At 53.6% G+C, this 21,550-nt stretch carries 19 protein-coding genes; 7 read left to right on the top strand and 12 right to left on the bottom strand.

What is annotated here, in order from left to right; genetic code table 11:
• Positions 1-229: 229 nt before the first annotated feature.
• Positions 230-532 (top strand): hypothetical protein, encoded by a 303-nt coding sequence (locus tag AC0QHF_RS12010; protein ID WP_324704452.1) that lies wholly within the window; start codon positions 230-232, stop codon positions 530-532.
• 9 nt (positions 533-541) lie between these two features.
• Here the strand turns inward: AC0QHF_RS12010 and AC0QHF_RS12005 are convergent, their stop codons facing one another.
• The gene (locus AC0QHF_RS12005) at positions 542-3,106 is read right to left on the bottom strand and encodes a SpoIIE family protein phosphatase (RefSeq protein ID WP_324704451.1); all 2,565 of its coding nucleotides are present in this window, start codon (positions 3,104-3,106) and stop codon (positions 542-544) included.
• 419 nt (positions 3,107-3,525) lie between these two features.
• Here AC0QHF_RS12005 and AC0QHF_RS12000 point away from each other — a divergent pair, with 419 nt between their 5' ends.
• On the top strand, positions 3,526-3,867 hold the full coding sequence (locus AC0QHF_RS12000; protein WP_375341417.1) for a hypothetical protein: 342 nt from the start codon (positions 3,526-3,528) through the stop codon (positions 3,865-3,867).
• 276 nt (positions 3,868-4,143) lie between these two features.
• On the top strand, positions 4,144-5,184 hold the full coding sequence (locus AC0QHF_RS11995; protein ID WP_324704450.1) for a hemerythrin domain-containing protein: 1,041 nt from the start codon (positions 4,144-4,146) through the stop codon (positions 5,182-5,184).
• A 71-nt stretch (positions 5,185-5,255) separates the two neighbouring features.
• Here AC0QHF_RS11995 and AC0QHF_RS11990 read toward each other — a convergent pair whose 3' ends face one another.
• From AC0QHF_RS11990 to AC0QHF_RS11965, 6 genes are all read right to left on the bottom strand, one after another.
• A complete protein-coding gene (locus tag AC0QHF_RS11990; RefSeq protein ID WP_324704449.1) occupies positions 5,256-6,635 on the bottom strand; it encodes a cytochrome c biogenesis protein in 1,380 nt (459 codons plus the stop codon).
• A gap of 130 nt (positions 6,636-6,765) precedes the next feature.
• Positions 6,766-7,503, bottom strand: a complete 738-nt coding sequence (locus AC0QHF_RS11985; protein WP_324704448.1) for a cytochrome c biogenesis protein CcdA — start codon at positions 7,501-7,503, stop codon at positions 6,766-6,768.
• Positions 7,504-7,726: 223 nt separating this feature from the next.
• Positions 7,727-8,437: a pentapeptide repeat-containing protein gene (locus tag AC0QHF_RS11980; RefSeq protein ID WP_324704447.1), complete on the bottom strand. Its 711-nt coding sequence runs from the start codon at positions 8,435-8,437 to the stop codon at positions 7,727-7,729.
• Between the two features lie 86 nt (positions 8,438-8,523).
• Positions 8,524-9,159 (bottom strand): DUF1349 domain-containing protein, encoded by a 636-nt coding sequence (locus AC0QHF_RS11975; protein ID WP_324704446.1) that lies wholly within the window; start codon positions 9,157-9,159, stop codon positions 8,524-8,526.
• Positions 9,160-9,172: 13 nt separating this feature from the next.
• A complete protein-coding gene (locus tag AC0QHF_RS11970) occupies positions 9,173-10,270 on the bottom strand; it encodes a phosphodiester glycosidase family protein (RefSeq protein ID WP_324704445.1) in 1,098 nt (365 codons plus the stop codon).
• Between the two features lie 137 nt (positions 10,271-10,407).
• Positions 10,408-11,736, bottom strand: a complete 1,329-nt coding sequence (locus AC0QHF_RS11965; RefSeq protein ID WP_324704444.1) for a peptidylprolyl isomerase — start codon at positions 11,734-11,736, stop codon at positions 10,408-10,410.
• Positions 11,737-11,904: 168 nt separating this feature from the next.
• On the opposite strand from AC0QHF_RS11965, the gene AC0QHF_RS11960 reads away from it, so the two are divergent.
• Positions 11,905-12,456, top strand: a complete 552-nt coding sequence (locus tag AC0QHF_RS11960; protein WP_324704443.1) for a peroxiredoxin — start codon at positions 11,905-11,907, stop codon at positions 12,454-12,456.
• A 385-nt stretch (positions 12,457-12,841) separates the two neighbouring features.
• On the opposite strand, the gene AC0QHF_RS11955 is transcribed toward AC0QHF_RS11960, so the two are convergent.
• The 5 genes from AC0QHF_RS11955 to AC0QHF_RS11935 form a co-directional block, all read right to left on the bottom strand.
• Positions 12,842-13,195: a DUF1257 domain-containing protein gene (locus AC0QHF_RS11955; RefSeq protein WP_324704442.1), complete on the bottom strand. Its 354-nt coding sequence runs from the start codon at positions 13,193-13,195 to the stop codon at positions 12,842-12,844.
• A gap of 171 nt (positions 13,196-13,366) precedes the next feature.
• Positions 13,367-14,896 (bottom strand): stress-responsive protein Ycf46, encoded by a 1,530-nt coding sequence (gene ycf46, locus AC0QHF_RS11950; protein ID WP_324704441.1) that lies wholly within the window; start codon positions 14,894-14,896, stop codon positions 13,367-13,369.
• A 107-nt stretch (positions 14,897-15,003) separates the two neighbouring features.
• Entirely contained in the window at positions 15,004-15,354 is a 351-nt protein-coding gene (locus tag AC0QHF_RS11945; RefSeq protein ID WP_324704440.1) for a slr0373 family blue light stress response protein, read from the bottom strand.
• 251 nt (positions 15,355-15,605) lie between these two features.
• Positions 15,606-15,887: a hypothetical protein gene (locus AC0QHF_RS11940; RefSeq protein ID WP_324704439.1), complete on the bottom strand. Its 282-nt coding sequence runs from the start codon at positions 15,885-15,887 to the stop codon at positions 15,606-15,608.
• Positions 15,888-16,228: 341 nt separating this feature from the next.
• Positions 16,229-16,888, bottom strand: coding sequence for a DUF1176 domain-containing protein (locus tag AC0QHF_RS11935; RefSeq protein ID WP_324704438.1), 660 nt, complete (start codon positions 16,886-16,888; stop codon positions 16,229-16,231).
• A 105-nt stretch (positions 16,889-16,993) separates the two neighbouring features.
• On the opposite strand from AC0QHF_RS11935, the gene AC0QHF_RS11930 reads away from it, so the two are divergent.
• The 3 genes from AC0QHF_RS11930 (at position 16,994) to AC0QHF_RS11920 (ending at position 21,436) form a co-directional block, all read left to right on the top strand.
• On the top strand, positions 16,994-17,977 hold the full coding sequence (locus AC0QHF_RS11930) for an NAD(P)-dependent alcohol dehydrogenase (protein WP_324704437.1): 984 nt from the start codon (positions 16,994-16,996) through the stop codon (positions 17,975-17,977).
• A gap of 119 nt (positions 17,978-18,096) precedes the next feature.
• Positions 18,097-19,152 carry a methyltransferase domain-containing protein gene (locus tag AC0QHF_RS11925; RefSeq protein WP_324704436.1) on the top strand — a complete coding sequence of 352 codons (1,056 nt, stop codon included), beginning with the start codon at positions 18,097-18,099 and terminating at the stop codon, positions 19,150-19,152.
• A gap of 97 nt (positions 19,153-19,249) precedes the next feature.
• Complete coding sequence (locus AC0QHF_RS11920) at positions 19,250-21,436, top strand: lytic transglycosylase domain-containing protein (protein ID WP_324704435.1); 2,187 nt, start codon at positions 19,250-19,252, stop codon at positions 21,434-21,436.
• Positions 21,437-21,550: the final 114 nt, after the last annotated feature.

The raw sequence follows: 21,550 nt of genomic DNA, 5'->3' as shown, positions 1-21,550 counted from the left end.
GGCTAAAGCCGCACGAGTCGCTTTTCCACCCCGCGCTAAAGCAGCAGGGCTATCAAGCTCCCGACCTATTCACGTATAGCAACGAGCGCTGGCGTGGTAACACGCCGGGAATGATCAATCTCTCTACGACCGACGACCGACTCCCTTTTATAGGTTTTGTAACTATACGATCGCGCACTGCTATAATTGTGTCCGAACCGCCTTGTCGCTTGCTATATATCTTGGGCTGATGAACCGACTATACCTGATTTTTCTAACTCTATTCATTCTCAACCCGATCGCACCTGCTTTTTCCCGACCCTTTGGGAATCAGGGGGAAACGGGCGATCGCACCCAAAACACCCAAAACGCGATCGCCCAAATTGACGAGGAAACATTGCGGGCGGCTTGTTCTGGGAAACGCTTCGATTTGTTGCCGATTCCCTTTTCCGACGTTTCCCCCGATCACTGGGCGTTTGAAGCGGTGATGAATCTCTATTATTGTATCGGATTGCCGCCCAAATTTCAAGCGGATCGGAGTTACGGAGAATGAGCGATCGCGTCAATCTGAGGGTTCTTTTTTCTTCAATACCACCAACGTAATATCGTCGAAAATCTGCTGTCCGCCGATAAATTCTTTCACGTCCGCGATCGCCGCCTGACAAATTTCGTGAACCGAACTGTCCCGGTGACGGCGGAGGACATCGCAGAGGCGATCTAAACCGTACATTTCGTTACCAGTGTTCTCCGCTTCGGTGATCCCGTCCGTATATAAAACGACAATTTCGCCCGGTTTGATCGGAACTTCGACGCGATCGATGAAGGGGGAAATATCTTCTTCCAAACCGAGGGGAAAGCCCAAATCCAAGGTGTCGATTTGTTCGATATCGCCATTATTTTTAATCAAAATTAGGGTTTCGTGTTGTCCGGACAAGTGCAATTTTTCCGGGTGAACTTCCAACAACGATAAAGTCAGGGTTTTGTCGGATTTCATGCGGCTGGCATTGCTGTACACTACCTGATTGATGGCATTTAATAACTTGACGGGGTCGGTTTCATCCACCGCCATCAGAGTCCGAAACGCCGTCTGTACCATCATCATCAAAACGCCACTTTCCAAGCCGTGTCCAGTCACGTCTCCGATGCCAATTTGAATCGTGCCGTTGTGGAGAATAATATCGTAATAGTCGCCCCCCACTTCGTCGGCGGGTTGCATGAATCCGGCGATATCGAAATCGGGCATTCCCTGCAATTCTTCCTCCCGGGGCAAGATCATCTGCTGCAACTTTTGGGCGACTTCCAATTCCGTCCCGAGTCGCATATTTTCCGCCTTCAATCGTTTGTTGAGTTCCAAAATTTCCGCGTTTGCCCGTCCGAGTTTGGCGGTGCGATCGGCGACTTCCGCTTCCAACGTGCGACTGTAATCGGAGAGTAATTTTTCGGCTCTTTTTTGCTCGGTAATATCCTCAAAGGCGACGATCGCATAAACGATCTCTCCCCCGCCATCAAAAATGGGTGTCGCCCTCACCTCCAGGGGAATCCGCCCTCCGTCCCGCCGGATTTCCAAGTCATTGGCGACGACCGTTTCGCCCCGTAGCGCCCGCATGGCGGGCAGTTTATCGGTCGGATAGAGGCGATCGCTGTCGGCTTCGTAAACTTGATATTTTATGGACAGATGGGAACCCACCGCGTCCAGAATTTCTTCAATTCCCAATAATTGCTCCGCCGTTTCATTAAAATAAATAACGCGACCATCCGGGTCATGGACGGACACGCCGACGGGCAGAACATTCAAGAATTTTGTCAGGCGGCTTTCACTTTCGGAGAGCGCTTCGTTGAGGCTTTTTAACTCTCGAAAAGACTGCTGGAGTTGTCGAGCCATTGTATTGAACGAATGGGCGAGTTTTCCGAGTTCGTCCGTCCGTTCTGATTCCAGAGACTCTTTCCAATTTCCTCGGGCCAGATCGCCGGCCGCCGCGTTGAGGCGAAAAATGGGCTGGGTGATCCATCGGGCGGTGAGAATTCCGATGATCGTCGCACCGATGGTGGCGGCGATACAGAGTTTGATGGTTGTCCGAATGTTGGCGTTAATTTCTGCCATAAAATCCGACTCCGGCACGACCACCACGATCAGCCAATCCAAGCCGTATTCGTCCCGGAAGGGGACGACATTTAAAAATTGTCGGTCCCAGTCGAACACCCATGTCAGCCGTTGGGGCTTTTCAATTGTTTCCAGGTTTCCGAAGGTTTCAAATAAATGGCGGGTGGCCGATCGCGTGATCGGATGGGTGCTATTTCGGGCGTCGAGCAATTCCCGCTCGCCGTTTTGGTCGCTGAAGGGTAATTCCGAGGTGGAAGTCGCCAACAACGTGCCGTCCCGCTCGATGATAAATGCCTGTCCGGATTTGCCGATTTTCAGTCGGTTCAAAAATTGGCCGATGTGGTCCAGCCGCAGGGCCGCGATCAGCACCCCTTGCAATTCGTCGCGATCGCCGTAAACGGGTTGAAGGGCGCTCACAATTAAGGTGGGTTCGAGGAAGGAGATGTAGACATCGCTCCAGGTGGGTTTTCCCGCCTCCGCCGCGCTGGTGTAGGAGGTGTGTTCCCGGATGTCGAAGTCGTCCACTTTGAGTTCGATGCTGGTGCGATTTCCTTCGTCGTCGGTGTTGTAGGAGTAGAAATCGAAATCGGTGGAGGGGCCGGACAAATTGAGCATCAAAGACCCGTTGGAAAGCCGTTCTCCGGTGCGGTAGTCCCCCTTCCAATTGCCGACGGAGGTGAAGTTGATGTAGGGGTAGTGTTGGACTTGGTGCCACAGAAATTTTTCCCAGGTTTGCAGGTCGTCGAGTTGCAAATATCCCAATTTGATGGCGTCCAATTTATTTTGGTTCATCTGTTGGGGGACAGCCAGGTAAAATTCCAAATTTTGGCGGACGCGATCGCTCACTTCTTCGATCAGTTGGTTGGCCAGATCCGCGATCGCCTCTTCCCCGGTTCGGAAGGATAAATACCACACCAGTCCCGCCGCTCCCACGACTTGCACGACGAAGGGCACGATCAAAATCGTCCGCAGGGAGGTGCGACCGAAAAGTTTGATGATGAGTTGGTTTAGGGGTTGAACCAGCATGGGATTTGGGACGAATGATCGATGATTAAATCGGTTGACCAACCCGCTCTTTCGCGGAATCTCCGAGACAATCCGGCGAGGAAACTCGCAAATTGTACCGAATACACCTGCGGGGTAGACCCGACAGACGAGCGATCGGGGCGGAAATGGGCGATGTTGACGAATTCAAAGCGGACTCTATTTTAAACTGACCCCCGGTTTGCCGATTGATGACCCTGACAATCCGCTCTGGGATGATGATGCGGGGAATCGACTGAAAATAATGCCACAAAAATTCCCCGGAAATTTGAACGGCAATCCGTCTTGGGATGGAGGTTCTCTAACCGCCAGTTTATCTCAAAAGCAGGATGAAGTTTGAGCTGAGTCCAATTAAGATCGAGATTAGAGCCCGAAAAGTTGAAAGCGGAGAGATTGACTCTATGACTAACGAACGTGAAATTAAACAACCGATGACTCCCGAAGAGGTGAGTCCCGAACAGAAGCGGCAACATAAAGAAGCAATGGAGCGGGGTGGAAATACCCTGACAACGAATCCGGGCGATCGCATCGACGATTCCATGTCCGTCGAAGAGAAGGCGCGACAGGTGGCGGTGGACACGGCTGATATTACCGGGGATCATGTCACTGTTCCCACTTATTTTGTCGTTGACGAATCCGACGGCGAGAAAAAAGCACTTCACCACGTCAGAGATGCGGAAGAAATTTCCGACACCATCCGACAGGCTAGGGTAGATGAAAATGGCGATCGCAAGTGGTGGTAGGACATCGGCTGGGGAACGGGGCTTCAAAGTTCCGGACTTTCCGGGTCATTCTCGGGCAACGGGCGATCGGAAGACCATCTGAAAATTGCGAGAATTGATGAAATTTTTCAAAATCGGAGCCGATCGCGCCGATTTTTTTAAATTACTAAAAATATGAGACACATTTTATGTTTTAAATTATCCTCTTTTGTTCTTTCTTTAGAAAGATGAAGAGTTGGGTCATACTGTGGAATTCTTGTAGACAGAACGAACCATAATCAAAATAGGAGAACACTCATGGTAGCCACGTTAACAGATGCCAAACGGGAAGCGATCGCGACCAAATTAGCGGATATGCGAGCCATTCAGAATTTGGCGATCGCCAACGAAGAACAATTCTTGCAGGAATGTGGCGACAGCGAAATCCGCGATCGCCTGGAAAGTATGCTGGAAGACGACCGCAAAAATCTGGGTATTTTGGAAACCAGCATCACCCAATACGGTATCCAAAGTAAGCCCAAAGAAAAGATCCAGAAATTCGTGCAGCACGCCCAAGAAATGATGGGCAGTTCCGACCTGAGCCTGTACGAAAAAATGGCCCAACACGAACTCCTGAAACACGGACAGGTCATTTCTGGTTTGGTGGTTCACAAATCCGCCCAAATTGCCGGACCCGATGTCGAAAAAGCGATCGCGCCCCTGAATGCGATCAACTTTGAAAACCGCGCCCACCAGGAAAAACTCAAGGGAATGCTCGAATATTTGGGTACTCAAGAACTGACCGGCCAGGAACCCGACCAGAGCATCTGGGCGAAGGTTCAAGATGGCTTGGCAGCCCTCACCGGGGTTTTCGGCAGCGCCGTCACCCAAGGCAGCGACCAGTCCGACATGAACATCCAGACCATCATCCGGATGGACCACGACAAGGTCAAAACCCTGATATCCGAGATCGAAAAATCCGACGACCCCCAGAAGATTCAGGAGTATTTCGGGCAGCTTTACAAAGATCTGCTCGTCCACACCGAAGCAGAAGAACAGGTCGTCTATCTCTCAGTCCGCCCCTTCTACGGCGAGTCCGACACCCGAGAACTGTTCGACGAACATTCCGAATTGAAAACGCTGATGAATGAAATGAAAGCCATGAGTCCCACCTCGGCGGAATTCAAGGGCAAACTCGCCCAGGTGAAGGAAATCGTCGGCGACCACACCCGCCAGGAAGAAAGCACCATGTTCTTGGCAATTTCCAACAATTGCTCGATGGAACAACAAGAAAATCTGGCATCCGAATTTAAGAACACCAAAAAACAAATTGAAACCTCGTTGTCTGCCAACAGCTAATTAATAATGATGTAGGGGCGAATGGCATTCGCCCTTCCTCATCGGGAAATCAAATCCCCCCAAATCCTCTTTCATTGTTCATTGTTCACTTTTCCCTCAGATTCCATCTCCTCGATCGCGGCGACGACTTCCCGCTCGAAGGCAACTTTGGCGCGGTTGGTTTTGCCGCCGATGTAGAGGCGATCGCCCTCTTTCAATCCCCAGATTTGGGAGTGAGAAACGTAGCTCATTAACACGCTCACCATCAGCAATCCGAAGCCCAAATAAACGATCGGAATGCCCGGATCGGCTTTAATTTGCAGTCCCGTACTGCCCACCACTTCATCGACGTGGAGGGTGACGCCGTTAATTTCCAGGGACATTCCCTCCCGCACCGTCGAGACTAATTCGCCCTGATTGTTGTAAATTAAAACGGTTCCCTGCAAGTCCTTCGCCACCAAAGAAACCCCGTCACTCAAATCGGGTTTGGTGGGCACCCAAGTTCCCCAAAAGCGGCCGTTGCCTCCGGTATCCAATTGGGCCATCGGCAGTTGCAATACGGGCGATCGGTTGATGCGAACCCGCACCCCCGCGATACCCCAGTCCGCCTGGTAGAACGTCACGCCGCCGTAACGCAGCGGTTTGTTGACGTGGATGGTTTGGCGATCGCGTTCCGTGCCCTGTTCATCCACCACCGACAGATCGGAATAAAACTGATCGATGGTCCCGTCGGGGGTGTAGTCGATCCAAAATCGGTTCACCCGCACCGCCCAATCTCGGGGCAATTGGGACTCGGAAAACGGCCCCGCATCGATAATATTTTGAATGCCGAACAAATTGCCGCTCGGAACCATTTCCTGAGCCATAAAACCCGTCATCGCGCCCAATATCGAACCCGCCAAAATGATCAACATACTGGCGTGGACGACGATCGGCCCGATGCGCCCCACAATTCCCCGGCGGGCGTAGAGTTTTTCTCCTTCTTGAAAAACCCGATAGCGGCGTTTTTCTAAAAACGCTTTGAAGCTGTCGAGGGGAACGTCTTTTAGTTCGGCACTCAACGCCAGATTTTTAAACTGTTTCGGCTGGTCGTAATAGTTCCAGCGGCGGGCGGCTTTCAGGGTGGGCAACTGGCGGGTAAAGGTGCAGGCGGTGAGACTCGATCCGAATAAAATGAGGATTGACAAAAACCACCAAGTGCGGTAAACATGATCCAATCCCAAAAATCGGATCACTTTCCAGGTCAAAAAGCCGAATAGCGCCGGATCTTCCGGGTAGTTCGCCTGGTAAAATGCGACGGACTGGCCCTGTTCGAGCACCGTCCCGGAGATACTGAAAAGGGCGATCGCCAACAGCAAAATAATTGCCAGCCGCAGATCAGCCAGAACCGGAAGCAATTCCTTTCTCAAAAAGCGTTGGGGAACCGTCCCCCAATCGGAAAGTTTGGATAAAAATACGTCCTTTGCAGTCATAGGGAAATTAGACTCGGTTTCTTATGTTAAATTTTTCGTTTGAGAGGCAAGAGTCAGGAGGCAAGAGGCAAAAGTCAAAGGTGGGCGGGTGTGATGAAACATGGCAGACTTCCGGGCTATAAAAACTCGGCTAGGCGATGGGAGACAGTCGAAACAACAGGGAAAAGACTCCGAACCCCACCAGCAAAGCGCCGCTCACCGGAGTAATCCAACCGGACCACTGTCGCAGCGCCAGCAACCTTTTAATCGTAGCGGTAAACGTGCCGGCGATCACCAGGGGGGCGACGTAACCCACGGCGTAGGATAGCAGCAACATCCCCCCCAGGAGAATGTCCCCGGTGGTGGAAACCCAAGCCAAAAGCGTCGCCAAAACGGGGGTGCTGCACGGGGATGCCACCAAACCGAACGTCAGTCCCAGCAGGTACGATCGCACCCCGTCCGGCAGGGTTTTCGGAATCCAACCCATCGTATCAAAGGCCGGCAGTTGCAGGGGCAGAGCTTCCAAAAGATTTAACCCCATCAAAATGGCGACGATACTGACGACAATCGGCAATCCCACCCCAATTTGGCCGTAAACTTTTCCCACCAGCGTCGCGAAAATCCCCAACCCCGCCAGCGTCGTCGCCAACCCCAACGCGAACCAGGTGGACTGGGTGGCGGCTTGCAGGCGCGTTGGGTTCTCGTACCCCCCGATATAGCCGACGGTAATCGGCAGCATAGAGAGCATACAGGGGGTGAGGCTGGTGAGCAACCCGGCGGCGAACAGTGTCAAAATGCTGGCCCATCCCAGGTGCGTCAGTTGGTCCCGGACGAGGGAATTGGCAAATTGGGCGACTTCGTACAGTTGGGTTTGCAGGGTTTCGATCATCGGATTCGGTGCAATTCTTTTGGCTCCATTAAGGATTGTAACGTTTTCTCAGACTCTTAAAGATGGGGTTGGGGTGTGGGGTGTGGGGTATAGCCCTTCGACTCCGCTCAGGGCGACGGGTGTGGGGAAAGTGAAAAATGAAAAATGAAAAATGAAATTTTCTTGATTTCTTCCTCCGCCCCCCGACTCCCGACTCCCGATTCCCGACTCCCCGGCGCAGCCATCAATCCGAAATCCGCCCGTCCGGCATCACGGTGCCCCGAAAAATCACCCCTCTCAGGTTCGCTTTCGCCAAATTCGCCCCCTCCAGATTGGCGTGGCTGAGGTTGGTGGGTTTCTGAATTTCCCGGAAATAGAAGCTGTGTAAGTCGGCCCGACTCAAGTTGCTTTCGGCGAGGTTTGCATATTCCAAATCCGCACTTTGCAAGCTGGCTTGTCGCAAATTCGCCCCCGTCAAATCCGCCCCCCAGAGTCTCGCCTCCAGGAAATTGGCATTTCTGAGGTCGGCTTGTTTCAAACTCGCCAGGGTCAAATTTGCCTTTAATAATTGCGCGTCCCTCAAATCGGCATTGTCCAAAATCGCCCGGTTCAGGTCGGCTTCAAATAGGTTGGCGCCGCGCAAATTCGCCCCTTGCAGGTCGGTTCCAGCCAAATTTGCCCGTTTTAAAATTGTATTTTGCAAGTCGGCGCCGCGCAAGTTCGCCCCCCCCAGATTCGCCCCGGTGAGATCTAATCCCCGCAAATCGGCTTTCCGGAGGTCGCACACCTGCCACAAAAACGAGGGACAGGCGTTTTTCTTCAGCAGACGATCGCGATCGGATAAACTGACAGCATCGGCCGGGGCCACCCATCCCCAGGTCAGCCCCAAAATGATTAGAATTGCGATCGCCAAGCGTGCCGTCAGGCCTGTCGCCCATTGTCTCAGTCTCATCATCCCCAATTCCAACGCCCAACTGTTTAGTATACTGCCAACCGTCCTGGTGTCAGGTGGGAATTTTTCAATGCGGGTGGGGTGAAGCTTTATTCGGAAAAATGGGACTTCCACCGACATTCGGTCAATTTAAAGTTATCGAATTGAGCGACAAAAGATGAATTCGAGGGGCTACAGGCATACAAACCGTAGCGAATTGACAAACTTGGGGGATGGGGTGGATCGGCTTTTCCCATTTTCGGCGACGTTTCTCCCAAATAATGAAGGTGAAAAATTCGCATTTGTTTGAAGGTGATTCCGTCGATCGCGGACTCGATCAAAAAATCCGGCCCCCGGCGGCTGAGACGATACCAGATCAGTTTCGGGGTGGGAATATCGGTCGTCGCCCAGTCGGAATAGCCAAAATTTGTGACGACACTTCCCAAACGGGAAATCTCGTTATTTTCATATTCGATGGACGCTTTGAACCAATTTTCGCGATCGCCGTAAATGATGACACCGCACTGATCGAACCGGGTTTGATAGTCAAAGGAAACTCGGACGGTAAAGGTAAAGTTGCGATCGCACTCCAGCAACAAAGCCGGCGCATTCTCATTTCTGAAACCGTAATAACTGCGCTGCCAAAAATCGGTTTTCGCTTCGGTTTCGATGCGGACAAAATCGGATCGAATGTCATAATTTTTGGGAGGGTAGATCCAGTTTGCCGCCGTAAAATTGGGGGTCATTTTTCCAATCCATTTAACTGGGAATTTTGGGGCGATCGCCGTTTTGAAATTTACCCCAGGCGGTTTGAACCTCCTGGGGGGCGGGAAAATTGCGATCGTACACAATAATAACATTCGTCAAATTCCGTCCCGGAGAAACAAGCACCTGATTCTGATAGGCGAGGGCTTCCGACGCGCCACCATCCAGATTCATCGCCTCGTAACACCCCAACGCCTTCATCACTTCCGCCTCTTTCTGCAATGATAAACTCGCCAAAAACGACACCAAAAATAACTGATTGCCATCCTCGGTAAATCCGATCGCCGTCCGATACCCCACATCCAAAACGTGGGGATCTTTGAACCCTTCCGTTTTGGGCGCCAGCCAAATTTTACCCCCTTTCACCAACCGGGGGCCGCAGGTAATCGAAAACCAATGTTGGTCCCATTCCGGTTTTCCCTGTGCCCTGGCGGTGATCATTTCCGGGCGATTACCCTCCCGCAAACCCAGCGTCGTCCCGAAGTTTTCCCAACGGCTGTATTTGAGAAACTGCCCCGCCGCCACCATATTTCCCATCACCCGCTTTTCGTCATCTTTGCTAAAAAATGTGCCGTTCGCCACCACCGCCGCCGGGTGGCGTTTCACCATATTTTCAAAGGGTTCGTCACCTTGAGAGGATTTATTGCTGTTGGCTTGTTTGGCGTTATTCGCCAATCCGATTGTCAGCAAGGTTTGGGAGTCCCGCAAATCGATCGCCGTCTGATAAAAGGGCACCCCCAACAGTTGCTTTTGGGTGACAATAACCGGATTTCCTGAAACGGATTCCGGCATCGGTTGGGGTGTCGCCTTCGGAATCGGGGCGGCGGGTAAAGGTTTCGCTTCCGGTATCGGGGCGTTGGGCAAAGGTTTGATCGTCGGCTGGGGAACCGGGGCATCGGCGGATTGCAGCCGTGCGGACAGCCAGGGGAAGTATTCTTGCAAGTAAGGATCGATAAAAGCGATCGCGCGGGTGCGGTTTTCAGGGATGGAAAAAACGGCTTTCAAAATTCGGAATAAGCCGATTCCCACCAATACCAGAAATGTCCGCCGCACCATTTTGCGACAACCGCCGGATTTTGCTGACTGAGACATGGGGTTACTATCACTCTTTCTCTAGTGTAGGCTGAGTTGAGGCTTCTCGCCCTCACCCCCAACCCCTCTCCCAACTTGGGGAGAGGGGAGTTCAACAATATCTACTCTCATTCAAGCCAACTTACACATCTCCCAGCTTATCCAATTGTCAAAGCTAAATCTTCCCCAGATAGGGCAAAAATTGCCCCCCGAACCGCATCGGGTTGGGTATTTTCAACCACCCCCAAAATACCGCCGCCGGGGAGTTGAATTTGAGTGCCGGTGCCCGCCACATTCAAAACTAAAGTCGCCGGATCGATCGCCTCCACCACCGCGATGCGATCGCCCTCGGCGGGATTAAAATCGAGGATGCGATCGGCGAGCTCGGCAGTCGTTTCCGCACCGCCCAAAATGAACGTATCCGCCCCTTCGCCGCCCGTCAGGGTATCGGTTCCCCCATCTCCGATCAGATAATCATCTCCGGCATCTCCGGACAAATTATCGTTGTCCTGTCCCCCGCGAATAAAGTCATTGCCGACACCGCCAAAAACAACATCATTGCCCCGATTTCCGTTGATGATATCGTTGCCTTCATTGCCATTTAAAAGGTCGTCATCCCGGCCGCCGAACAGGTAATCATCTCCGCCGACACCGGAAATTGTATCGTTGCCCTGGTTGCCGTTAATGGCATCGCTGACGGGCGATCCTGTAATCAAATCATTGCCCGCCCCCGCCAGGATGCCCCGGGGATTTTGCAGGCTGATGTCCTGGGGGATTTCAATGACATTATCCGCATCAATCTCTTGGGGAAAGGCAAAAGAAAGGGGCAAACTTGTCACGTTGATCCGATTGATAAACCGGTTTAAAAGGGCCGGATCTGCGATCAAACTCGAAACCCGGGTGGGTAGGATGCCGTCGATCACTTCGGCATCTTGGATGCGATCGCCCTGTTGAATTTGATCGACCACATCGAACCCCTGAACCAATCCCCCAAACACGGCATAATTGCCATCTAAATTGGGATTATTGACCAGATTGATATAAAATTGAGAGGAGGCGGAATCGGGAGCGTCCGATCGCGCCATCGCGATCGTTCCTTGAACATTTGGTAGCGCGGGAGGGAGAGTCATTCCAGCCTGTTGAAAGGTTTGGCTATAAATCGGTTCCGTCGCCCCTTCCGGTTTAATTTCCAAGGGAATATTGCGGACTTCTCCGGTATCCGGATCGACAAAGCCCCCACCTCCGAGTAAATCTTCAGGAAACGTCGGATCTAAACTGTTGGGATCGCCGGCTTGGACGACGAAGGGATTCGGTTCACGGACGACTCGGTGAAAGGAAATGCCGTCGTAAAAATCTCGATCCACCAATTCGACAAAATTTCCAGCCGTGAGGGGGGCGTTATCACCGTCAACTTGAATCACAATGGGGGCACCGTTGACCACCATTGCCACGAGTGCCTGACCGTTTAATGCCTGAACGTCTGCCATATTTAAAACACAATTTTTCCGTACACGATGTTAACCCGTTTCCGAACCATTTTTCACCGGCGATCGCTATCCCTGAGAGCAAATCCGCCTCCGATGTTCCCCCCGCCCCAACCGAATCGAATTTTTATGTAAAGATATGTAAAGAAAGTTCTCATTTGAGTCGATATCATGTCCCGTCGAACCTGTATCGGTCTTCTGTTGGCGATCGCGATCGCCCTGTTTAACCTGAATCTGGCCGCCCCCGCCCATGCCTTGGGGGGCTCCCTCCCGCCGCTAGACGAACCCGCCCCGGAATTCACCCTCCCCACCAACACCGGCGACGGTGAAATTTCCCTCTCGGACTACCGGGGACAGTGGGTGGTGGTCTACTTTTACCCCAAAGATTTCACCTCGGGATGCACCCTGGAAGCCCGCCGCTTCCAACAAGATTTGCCCCAATACTTCGCCCGAAACGCCCAAATTCTCGGCATCAGCGCCGATGACGTGGACTCCCACGCGGAATTTTGCGACTCGGAGGGGTTGAAGTTTCCTCTGCTGGCGGATGTGGATGGCAGGGTCAGCAAGGCTTACGGGTCCTGGCTGAATTTCTTCTCCATGCGGCATTCGTTTATCGTCGATCCCGAGGGCATTCTCCGGGAACGGTTTGTCGGCGTCATTCCCGCCGTTCACAGCCAGGAAGTGCTGGCCCGCTTGGACGAGTTGCAGGGAACCGCCTCTTAATAGCTTTCAGCTTTCAGCCGATCGGGATTTGGGAATATCCTCATCTTCAATCCCGATCACACAATGCCCAGGTATCGGTAATTGTAGGGGCCCCTGGCTTGCGCCCTAATTTGAGATTTCATTGATTCCCGACTCCCAATTTTCTGGCGACGGGGGTATCAAGTATTAATGAATACATTGATAGGGTTTCAACCTATAAAAGTCAATCTATGCATTTAAATTTTAGATAGATTTTTATATACCTTTTGGGGTGCGATCGCGTCCCGAGCTAATTTTCAATGACTCCGACTTTTTTTGATATGATTCCGATTCCCGATTCCCGATTAAAAAGAAACGGGCTAACCCGCATATGGTTAACCCGCTAGCTTGGGAACGCTCAGAGATCCTACTTTTGGACGACCAGCTTGACGTTGGCGCCTTGCAGACCGCGCTGCTTCACATCAGACAGAGTCTTGTTGACGGCGTACTTCTGGTTGATGGAGTTGATCAGCTCGGTTTGGTTGTGCTTTTTAGCAACACCCCAGAGATCGGCGATCAGGTCGTAGGTTCCATCGCTGTTCCGAGACCAACCCAGATCATACTCGCCCTCGAGGGTAGCAACCAAGTCGGCGCGGACGCGCTGGCCGTTGTAGCCGCGGACATCAGCGTTGGACTTCACAGAGATACCCAGATCGCGCAAGGAAGCCTTCAGGATTTCGGCATCGGTGATCTTGGTACGCAGTGTGCTAAAGTGAGACATTTAGGTATCCTCCTAGTGGAACTGAAAACGAAACAACAACGGTTTTGGGTTTGAACTGGAATCGCTTTGCTGAAGCAGCGTTGGCATCGATCGCAAAGACGATTGGGGTAGAAACTGCTAGTCACTTACCAGTGCTAGCCTTTGCTCCTGTTTGGACCAGGAGAAAGCCTGTTAGAACTCCATGCGCTGATATTCAGCGACGGAGGACGCAGCCGGTCGCGCCCGCTGTCGGGCCCAGTCACGTAGCGCTGTGACCTGTTCGTTCATCGTCTTCGACAGCGGTAGGGTCGCCTTGATGGCGGCGATGATGTCGAGCTGCGTAAACTCGCGGTCTTGAGCGAAGGCCTCGTACATGGCGGCGACCAAGGCCTGCTCAATTTCTGCTCCGGAGAAGCCGTCGGATACGGTAGAGAGTTGATCGAGATCGAAGCGATCAATATCCGAACGACGCTTGGAGAGATGAATTCTGAAAATATCTTCCCGTTCTTCTTTGGTGGGCAAGTCCACGAAGAAGATTTCGTCAAATCGTCCTTTTCGGAGGAACTCGCCGGGGAGACGCTCCACTCGGTTGGCGGTTGCCATCACGAACACGGGGGACTGTTTCTCTTGCATCCAGGTGAGGAACGAACCGAAGATCCGGCTTGAGGTGCCACCGTCGGAGTCCGCCGACCCGGTTCCCCCTGCGAAGGATTTGTCGAGTTCGTCGATGAATAGAATCGCCGGAGAGATGGACTCTGCCGTTTTCAGGGCGTTGCGGAGGTTGGCTTCCGATCGCCCTACCATCGAACCGTCGTACACCCGGCCCATATCCAGCCGCAGCAGGGGTAAACCCCACAGACGGGACGTGGTTTTGGCGATCAGGGACTTTCCGCAACCCGGAATCCCTAGGATCAGCATCCCTTTGGGTTGGGGCAGGCCGTACTCCCGGGCCCGCTCGGTGAAGGCGTCAGACCGCTGTTGCAGCCAGCGCTTCAACTCTTCCAAACCGCCCACCGCATCGATGGTTTCATCCACGTCGATGAATTCGAGAATGCCGTTGCGCCGAATCAGTTGCTTTTTCTCGGACAGAACGATGTCAACTTCTTTGTCCGTCAGCCGGTTCGCCGTCACGTAGGCTTTGCGGTACACCTTCTCGGCTTCGTCCCGCGTCAAACCCAGGGCGGCTTTGAGCAACTTTTCCCGAGTTTCGGTGGTGATCCGACGGGAACGGGCCTGATCGAGTTGGGACGAGAGCACTTGGTTGAGCTCTGTCATGTTCGGCAGGGGGAAGTCCAGAACCACGACTTCCTTCTCCAACTCGATGGGCACTTCCTGCACGGGGGACATCAGGACGATGGTCTTGTTCGTGCCTTTGAAACTGGCGATCGCATCCCGCAAACACCGGGTCACCTCTGGAGAATCTTTAAAGGGATGCAAATCTTTAAAGATGTAGATACTGCCACTAGCATTTGGCTCCCTGTGCCGAATCACCCATTCGATCGCAGCTTGCGGCGATACTGTATTAGACTGTACTGTATTTCGCGCTTGATCCCGACTATATTGGGTCAGTCCGCGAGTGACAGTCCAAACGTATACTTCCCGCTGACGCTTCGAGTTCTGTACGATGGTCGCGATCGCCTGCTCAGACCGCTCCTCCTCGAAAGTCACGAGGTAGATCAGAGGATATCGAGCTTCAATTAGGATACTAAGTTCTTCTTGCATGGTCCTCGATCCAAGAGACGGTACAACATTTACTAACAGTGAGAGTTCCCAATGTCCGATTCTGAGCACGACATCGCGCTATCATCGAAGCTAGGTTGTATTCCTCCTCAACAGGGGACGAGTTCTTCCTCTCCCGGTTGGGCGGTGCTCGAACCCACTTCTCGCACTGGCTGGACTGATAATTCTTCGTCAGGCAGCACGCTGGGCTGATTCTTGACGGAAACCAATTCCCCTTCTTCTATGACGACGGAGGTGGCGCATTCGGGACAGGCGTAAACTCGATGAGTTTGGCCGTGTAATGCTTCCAATTCGTCAACCACTTCGGGGTGGGTCAGATAAAAGACGAGTGCCTTTTCGGCCAGGGCTGACATGGGTTCCGATTCGACTGCCGCTTTAATTTTGAGTTTGCGGTGCAGTGAGGGTGGAAGATAAAGTGTTACCTTTTGCTTACTTTGCATAGGACAGTGAACTTGTGTACCCGGGTATGTATCACAAGATAGCGACTTCATTCTGAGATGTCAAGACGTTTTGCTGCTTTGATGGCAAAACTGTAATATTCCGTTACATTTGCGGCGTGGGAGAGGGGGTGGATAATCGCCGAAACCCTTGTAGAGTCGAGGGTTTGGGGGTATCCAGGGGGCAACCTTATAGGGTTGCCAGGATTCCGGGGAATCAAAAATCGGGGCGTCGTGCCTTGCGCCCCTACAATTTAATAATTAAGGAACTCGATGATAGCCGGTTTGAACTTGCGGGTTGCGATCGCCCGGGCCAAGCTTCCCCAGGGGGGCGGGATGAAATGGAAGACCCGATCGCCGATGCGGACGACGCCGAGGGGTTCGAGGTGGTCGCCCGGGAACTCGAAAAATGCGATGACTTCCCGCCACGGTGTCCGCGGCCCATGAGCCAAAAACCATAAAAAATTCCCCCCCGAGATGGGAAGGGATTTGAATGGTGGGGTGCGATCGCCCGATATGAATCGCTCTCCGCGCATCTGCGGAGATTTGCCGCTCGCCCCGGGCGATGAATCCGAGTGACAACCGTAATCCTACGGAATCCGTCCGGACAACCCTCGGAAACGAAGGGTATTTTGATGAATTTTCCGAGCCCGTAGATTCGGGTTCAATGCAAGGCGATTCGCAGTTTTCGAGCTTTCCGAGCGGCCGACTCCCGCCCGCTCAACGGTGGTTGGGGGATGCCGTGGACATTGTTGGCATCCCACGCATCTCGCCCGAGATTTTCCTGGGATTGGCTTTAGTTTTCCGACTCAGATCAGTATAGTCGTCCGATACAAACGGGGCTCAAAAGGGCGATCGCACCCTCCCCCGCCTGAACCTAGGGATACAGTTGAGGATACTCCTGTGGTTCGATAGAATTGCCGTCGCACTCGGATTTAGCCCGATATTCGATCGCGTTGAACTGCGTTCCGTCCCACTCGTACTTGACAAAGGTGCCGCAATCCCCAACCCCCCGATCTTTGGTGAAAACGCTCAAAATACCCTCCGCCGGCTGGTACTCCAATTCGCCGATAATCTCCCGAATTTGAGCCTCCACCAGTTCGCCCCTCGCACCCATTTCAAACCCAGAAAATTCCAGGGGTTCAACCGTTACCTCCCCGTCCGTCTCTTGATAGCGAAAGAAATTGTAACCCCCCTGATAAGCGGCCCGGTAGCAGAGCAATTGCACCAGTTCGGCTTCCGGCCCGAGGGGGTAGGCAAAGGAGCCCAACCGAAACGGCAAAGCGTTCACCCCCGGACAGATATCGAGTCCGTCGGGATTTTGATAAAAATACTCCAAAATTTCATCCGGAATCATGAACGGAACCGGGGGGAGTTCCGGAATGGTTTCCACCTCTTCCCCTTCCGAAGTCGGTTCCGCCGCGTCGGGTGAGGGGGGCGAGGAGGGCGGAGGCGCCGGGACGGGTTGGGCGAGGACCGTCCCCGCCGAAAACCCGATCGCCAGAAACAGCGACAATTTTGGCAGCACAGAAGCCATAATTTAGGGACAATCGAAACCAGCGATCGCCAGTGTATCAACATTTCTGAACGATCGGGCGCGATCGGTTAAGCTGACAATGCAGGTTGCAACGGGAGTGCATTCATGAAGGCGGTCATCATCAATCGGTACGGTTCCCCGGAAGTCCTGGAATACGCGGACGTGGCGATGCCGAAAATCGGCCCCGAACAATTATTGGTCAAAGTCCACGCCACCAGCGTCAACCCCGTCGATTGGAAAATCCGACAGGGAGACTTGCAACTGTTATCCGGATTTGGATTTCCGAAAATCCCGGGTTCCGATTTATCCGGGGTGGTGGTGGAAGTGGGGGCAGATGTCACCCAGTTTCAACCGGGAGACGAAGTTTACACCTTCCTGAATCCTTTGTCGGGGGGTGCCTACGCCGAATATGCCGCCGTCCCCGCCTCGACGACGGCCCACAAACCCGGTACCATCACCCACGAGGAAGCCGCAGCCGTCCCCCTGGCGGGGTTGACAGCATTGCAAGCCTTGCTGGATCTGGGCCAGATGCGATCGGGACAGCGGGTGTTAATTAACGGGGCGTCCGGCGGCGTCGGGTCCTTTGCGGTACAAATTGCCCGGGCGATGGAAACGGAGGTGACGGGGGTTTGCAGCACCGCCAATTTGGATGTCGTGCGAAGTTGGGGCGCCGATGTTGTCCTCGACTATACCCAAGTGGACTTCACCCAGCAGGGTACCCAATACGACATTATTTTCGACGCGGTGGGGAAACAGACGTTTTACAACTGCGAGAAAGTGTTGCAACCGGACGGAATCTATGTTTCCACCCTGCCGAGTTTGGATAATGTCGGCGCCTCGGTGCAGAGCCTATTTTTGCCCGGGAAAAAAGCGAAACTGATTTTGGCGCAACCCGGACGGCGGGATTTGGAGGCGATGCGGGATTGGATTGAGGCCGGGAAGGTGCGATCGCACGTCCACCGAAGTTACAGCTTATCCGATGTCGCCCGAGCCCACGGCGAGAGCGAAACGGGACACGTGGTCGGCAAAATCGTCATGACTCCCGGCCCCGGCGTGGCGCCGACCCCGACGGACATTCCGATTTCCTAGACCAACGATGGCCGTCGCTCCCATCCGGGAGCGCACGGAACCATCGCATCCGGGAGCGGGTCGAGAGTAAGGTAAATTAACATGAAAGTCATTTCAATCGAATAGGGGAAAATTCACTTGTGGTAGCCAACCAGCCGACATCCGCCAGCGATCCCGCCACCCTGGAAACTGCCCTGGCGCGGAAGGTCAAGCGGCTCACCTCCGCCAGCGGACAGCTCACCGTGCCCTGCATTCCGTCGCTGCTCGACCATTACATGGAGCAGTTCGATCGCCTCTTGAAAGCCCTGGGCCAGAACTTCACCCCGGAGGAAATGCAGTCGCTGCGCCAACTGGTGCAACGGAAACTCAAGGAAGGCTACGACACCTCCCCCCACTCCCGCCTCCTATTCAAATATGAGCCGCCCGACCCCACCCAGGGCCTCACCAACGGCCTGAAATTGACCGTCGTCAACGAAGTGTTGTCGATGGAAAAGAAGTATCAGCGCTGGCTCAAAAGTCGCAAGGGTCCGCTGTTCGGCTCCCACCCGGACGCCAAACTCATGGACGTGGTGAAATTTTTCGACAACCCCAAAACTGCCCCCATTTTAGATGTCGGGGCGGGGGTGGGCCGCAATACCCTGGCTCTGGCACGGCGGGGACATCCGGTGGACGCGGTGGAATTGACGCCGGAATTTGCCCAGATTATCGCCAGAGAAGCCAAAGCCGAACAACTCCCCGTCCGGGTGATTCAGAGCAACATTCTCAACCCCGCCCTGCAATTGCCGCACAATTCCTATCAATTGGCGGTGGTGGCCGAGGTGATTTCCCATTTTCGCAATAATGAAGACGTGCGATCGCTCCTGTTGCGGATGTGCGAGATCGTCAGACCGGGGGGATTGTTGCTGTTGAGCACGTTTTTGGCCGCTCCCGGATACGAGCCGGACCGGCGGGTGCGGGAACTGGCTCAGGTGCAGTGGTCCTATTTGATGACGCGATCAGAGTTCAATTCCGTGATGGCCGGTTTACCATTACAGATATTGTCCGATGAGTCGGTGTACGAATATGAACGCACCCACCTGCCCCCGGAGGCGTGGCCGCCGACGGGGTGGTTTGAACATTGGAGCCAAGGCCGAGATGTATTTCCCATACCCAAACCGCCCATTTCATTGCGTTGGATACTTTGTCGGAACAATTGATCATTGATCATTGACAATTGACAATTGATGACTTTTATCGATTCTCGATTTTCCGATTTTATGTTGACCGGATTTAACGAATATTTAATTAATTCCCATGCAGAAGCGACGGATTACACAAGTTTCTCTTTATGTCATAGCCGGGGCTGCGGCACTGGTTTTTGGCGTTTATTTCCCCATGATGCAGTGGCAAAAAATCTGGTCGTCCCGGACTGGAGACGCGCCGGAGCTTTCCCATTCTTCCGAGGTGGTGATGAGTTTGGCGTTGCTCTCGCCGGAGGAGCGCCGGGTGGAGTTGGAGGAAATGATCGCCACCTCTCCGGCATCTGAGAGCCAAAATCGCGCCCGGTTTTTGCTGGCGGCGGATTGGTTGGAGAGTCAACAGCCGGAGGCGGCTTTGGAACAGTTGGAAGGATTGGAGGGGGACTATCGGCTGTTGGGGGGGTACGTCCTCAAAATGCGGGCGCAAGCCTACGAACAACTCGGAGAGACGGCAAAAGCTCAACAAACTTGGCAGGAATTGATCGATCGCTACCCGGAAGATCCGGTGATGGTGGAGGGGTTGTATGTTTTGGGTGAAAATAACCCGGAATATTGGGATCGGGCGATCGCGGAATTTCCGGCCCACCCCCGCAGCGTGGAGATCGCCGAAACTCGGCTGCGGGAAAATCCCAATCAATTCCCGTTGCTTTTATTGATCGCCAAACACGGAATTTATTTGCCCGATTACGGCACCTATTTGGAGCGGTTGCGGCGGGGTTACGAAGCGCAACTCACCCCGGAAGATTGGGAGGCGATCGGGTTCGGTTACTGGGAAAAAATGGATTACGGTAAGGGTGCGATCGCCTATTCAAAGGCCCCCGCTACGCCCCGAAACCGCTACCGCCACGCCCGGGGACTGTGGTTGGGCGGGAAAATTCCCGAATCCCGGAAAGCCTACGAACAGTTGATCGCCGCCTTCCCCGATCAAACCGACCCCGGGGGCGAGGATGCCGGGTTCGGCCTGATCCGTTTGGCCCGCCTGGTGGAACCGCAGGAAGCCCTCCCGCTGCTGAATCGGGCGATCGAGAATTTCCCCGAACACGCCCCGGAAGCGCTCTTGGACCAGGCGGACGTGCTCGAAAAATTGCGTTCCCCCGATTCCGCCTCCAAAACCCGCCAGTTGTTGTTGAGCGAATACAGTGATTCGGAGGCGGCGGCCAAATTGCGCTGGAGTCTCGCCCAACAGGGCGCGGAAGCCGGAAAGCTGGATATCGCCTCCGAGTGGGCACGGCAGTTGGTGACGAAGAACCCCGACAGCGAGTTGGCGCCGGAGGCGACGTTCTGGATTGGGAAGTGGGCCCAACAGATGGGGAAACCCAAGGATACCACCAAAGCCTACGAATATTTGTTGGCGCGATATCCCGAATCCTACTACGCCTGGCGGGCGGCGGTGCTGCTGGGGTGGCCGGTGGGGGATTTTACCACGGTGCGGCCCCTGTCTCCCCACGTCGAACACGCGGAACAGCGCCCGACTCCCCCGGCGGGTTCGGAGACGCTACAGGAATTGTACCGCCTGGGGCGCGATCGCGACGCCTGGAGCCTGTGGCAGGTGGAATTCGGCGACAGAATGCAACCGTCCGTCGCCCAACAATATACCGACGGTTTGATGCGAATTGCGGTGGGGGACAATCTGGACGGCATTTGGATGATTTCCAGCCTCAGCCGGCGGGAAAACCCGGAAGAACGCCAAGAATATCTCGCCCTGAAGCAAAAACCCGGTTACTGGCAATCTCTCTATCCGTTCCCCTACTTGGAAACTATCGTCAGTTGGTCCAACAAACGCGACCTGAATCCGGTATTGGTGACGGCTTTAATTCGGCAAGAATCGCGATTCATGCCCTCGATTAAATCCGTTGTCGGGGCGACGGGGTTGATGCAGGTGATGCCCGAAACGGGGGCAGAGGCGGCGAGAAACATCCAATTGACCAACTATTCCCTCGAAAACGTCGATGATAACGTCAATTTAGGAACTTACTACCTCGATTTCACCCACCGAGAATACAACAATAATTCCCTGTTGGCGGTGGCGAGTTACAACGCCGGACCCGGTGCGATCGCCGATTGGTTGCGGCGGTTCGGCTTCGACGACCCGGATAAATTTGTCACCCAAATTCCCTATCCGGAAACTCAGGGTTATGTAAAATCGGTGTTTGAAAATTATTGGAATTATCTGCGAATTTACAATCCCGATATCGCCGAAAAACTGGCGGAACACGCCCGCTCTTACAAGCAAAAGTTTTAATTGAAGGTGGGAGATGGGCAAGCGCAGAGGCTTGCCTCTACCGATGATTTATTCATTGGGTTGAAAATTGGTGGGAGCCACCTTATAGGGTGGCTCCCCTACCTAGCATGGGCA

This window comes from Lyngbya sp. CCY1209 (assembly GCF_055795065.1).
Note: the sequence above shows the minus strand (reverse complement) of the source record. Positions and strands in the feature narration are given on the sequence as shown.